The 3,108-nt window shown below is 46.3% G+C and carries 2 protein-coding genes; one reads left to right on the plus strand and one right to left on the minus strand.

What is annotated here, in order from left to right; translation table 11 throughout:
• The coding region (locus QZY09_RS09280) for a hypothetical protein (protein WP_295671490.1) at positions 1-639 on the minus strand (639 nt) is incomplete at its 3' end.
• 261 nt (positions 640-900) lie between these two features.
• Here QZY09_RS09280 and QZY09_RS09285 point away from each other — a divergent pair.
• Positions 901-3,072 (plus strand): PQQ-binding-like beta-propeller repeat protein, encoded by a 2,172-nt coding sequence (locus QZY09_RS09285; RefSeq protein WP_295671492.1) that lies wholly within the window; start codon positions 901-903, stop codon positions 3,070-3,072.
• The last annotated feature ends 36 nt before the right edge of the window (positions 3,073-3,108 follow it).

Below are 3,108 nucleotides of genomic sequence, written 5' to 3' on the forward strand. Positions count from 1 at the left end.
AGAGGGAACTACTTGTACACCTGGTAGCAAATTGGCCAGCCATTCCTGTTTTACTGCTGCGGCATCCTGTTTGGTGGCTTCTGCTATCACTGCGGTGTGTACCGTTATGGCAACGTCACACGCACAAAACATAACGCCGCTTGACTGCAACTCGTTTATCCCGATCTGTACTTCGCCAACCCCCGGCACCTTAAACGTGCCTGCTTTCGGCTCCCAGAAAGGGTTTTGTGTAGCCGGGGCTTTTGTTGCATCATTGTTGATCTTAAATGACTCGCCAAATTTATACTTTTCCCAAAGTTGATGGCCGAAAGCGTAAGGGATTGCATCATGGCGTAATATCACTACCACTCCACAATCATTTTCAGGTGAGCCTGTCTTTTGGTTGGTCAGTAAAAATACCCGCGGCCATGCAAAGGGTAGTATGCTGTTTGGCCGGGTGACGTCGAATACCATCCGGTGCTTTCCCTTTACCTGTTTAAACCATTCATCAGCATCTGAAACATCCCGGGTCGAAGTGTTTTCGGCTGCTAAATCAAAAGGCGTTGCAAGCATGCCGGTGCTTAATACCGCAGCGCCGGTTGCAAATTGCATTAGAAAAGTCCGGCGTTGGTTTGAGTCGTGTTGATTGTTTGTTTTCATTTTCGTAAGATTTAACCTATCAATAAATAGTCGACTAAGGAATTTCTCTCTATTAAAATTTGTAAATGAATAATATATTCTATAATAATACGAGGGTAAATACTCTATTGGAGTTACAGATGTCCGCGTGTGTTGATTAATTGGTGTTTCTTAAAGTAAAGTTATGTAATAAAAAATTTATTCGACCCGGTTTATTTTTTTATTTCCAGCGGATTGTGATTAGTTTTATCGGGTAAACCCGGTTATGCTAAACACTTATTTATGAGAACCCGAAATTCTTTATGTCTCCTGGCGGCATTATGCCTTATTATTTCTTGTAAAAAACATGTTTCATTAAGCGGGCATAGTGGATGGAGTACTTATGCCGGATCAAAAGATGGCAACAGGTATTCATCAAATAATCAGATCACACTTCAGAATGTAAGTCAGCTCAAAGCAGCATGGACTTATAGTTCAGCTGATAAAGACAGCGCAAACCGTAGCCAGAACCAGTGCAATCCAATAATGGTCGACGGTGTACTGTATGGCACCAGCCCGAAGTTAAAGTTATTTGCGTTGGACGCAGCCACGGGCGAACAAAAATGGCTTTTCGATCCGGCCAGCCAGGATACTTCAAAAAAGAATGATCCGATGGCCTATTATAAAGTTAGCCGGGGAGTTACTTTTTGGGAGGATAAAAACGGTAATAATAAACGGCTTTTTTACAGTGTAGGGCAAAAAACCTTTGCCATTGATGCCGAAAACGGCCTACCGATCGCTAGTTTTGGCAAAGGAGGGTATATTGACCTGACTGAGGACCTTGGCCGGAAAGTTAACTCCTATGTGTCGGGCACTACGCCGGGGGTTATTTATAAAGACCTGATTATTATGGGTGCGCGGGTTGATGAATCAGAAGATGCAGCGCCGGGGCATATCCGGGCCTATGATGTAATGACCGGCAAACTCAGGTGGATTTTTCACACCATTCCGCACCCTGGAGAATATGGTTTTAATACCTGGCCCGATAGCACCGCCTGGAAGAAGCTGGGCTCCGCCAATAACTGGGGAGGTATGGCGCTCGACGAAAAACGCGGCATTGTTTATATCCCGACAGGTTCAGTTGGCGGCGATTTTTATGGGGCGCACCGCAAGGGCACTGATCTATTTGCCAATTGCCTCATCGCGCTGGATGCCGCCACCGGTAAATATATCTGGCATTACCAGGTAATTCACCATGACCTTTGGGACCGTGACCTTCCGGCTAATCCCAACCTGGTAACTATACAGCATGAAGGTAAAACAATTGATGCGGTAGCACAGATCACCAAACATGGTTTTATTTTTATTTTTGACAGGACAAACGGGCAGCCTGTATTCCCGATAGCAGAAAAACCGGTGCCCACCAACGCGCTCCCAGGCGAGGAGCCATGGCCAACGCAACCCATGCCAAGTTTACCACAGCCTTTCGCCCGCCAGCATTTCGGGCCGGAGGACGTTACGGATATTTCGCCCGAAACACATAAAATCATGCTTGCAAAATATAAAAAGGTGAAATACAATACCATGTTTACCCCGCCAAGCAAGGATGGTGACTGGATATTTCCGGGTTTTGATGGCGGCGGCGAATGGGGGGGGGCAGCGGTCGATCCTGAGACAAAGATTATGTATATCAGTAATACCGAAATGCCCTGGGCACAGGTAATGATCGATGTGCCAAAAAATAATTATGCGCATACGCTGCAGGGGATAGGGCATGCTATTTACAATAAGTACTGTATCACCTGCCATGGCCCTGAATTAAAAGGTAATGGCAGTTCGTACCCTTCATTGGTCAATATCGGTAGAAAATATAATGAACAGCAGGTAAGCCAGCTGGTTACCAACGGGCGTAATATGATGCCTTCATTCAAGCAAATCCCGGCAGCTGAAAAGGCGGCTTTACTGGCCTTTGTACTAAATCTGCCAGAAAAACCATCTGACAGGCAAATCATTTCAAAAGAACCGGTTTCTGCCAGCGCGCAGAATAGCATACCCTATACCATGAATGGTTATAAACGTTTTTTAGATACCAATGGCTATCCCGGCATTAAACCGCCCTGGGGGACACTTGATGCGGTCGACCTGACCTCCGGCAAACTATTATGGAAAGTGCCTTTAGGCGAATATCCCGAACTAACCAAAAGAGGCATCCCCAAAACCGGCACCGAATTATACGGCGGCCCCTTAGTTACAAAAGGGGGTTTGGTATTTGTGGCGGCAACAAAGGATGAAAAAATAAGGGCCTTCGATAAAAGAACGGGCAAACAGGTATGGGACGCCAAATTGCCGGCAGCGGGTTATGCCACCCCAGCCACCTACGCTATCGATGGTAAGCAATATGTGGTGATCGCTTGCGGCGGCGGCAAGATCGGCAGCAAATCAGGCGATACTTATGTTTGTTTTGCGCTGCCGTAGTCCGGGAAGTCAGTAAAGTCGGAAAAATGCATTTCG

The organism is uncultured Mucilaginibacter sp., from assembly GCF_903913935.1.
Lineage (GTDB): Bacteria > Bacteroidota > Bacteroidia > Sphingobacteriales > Sphingobacteriaceae > Mucilaginibacter.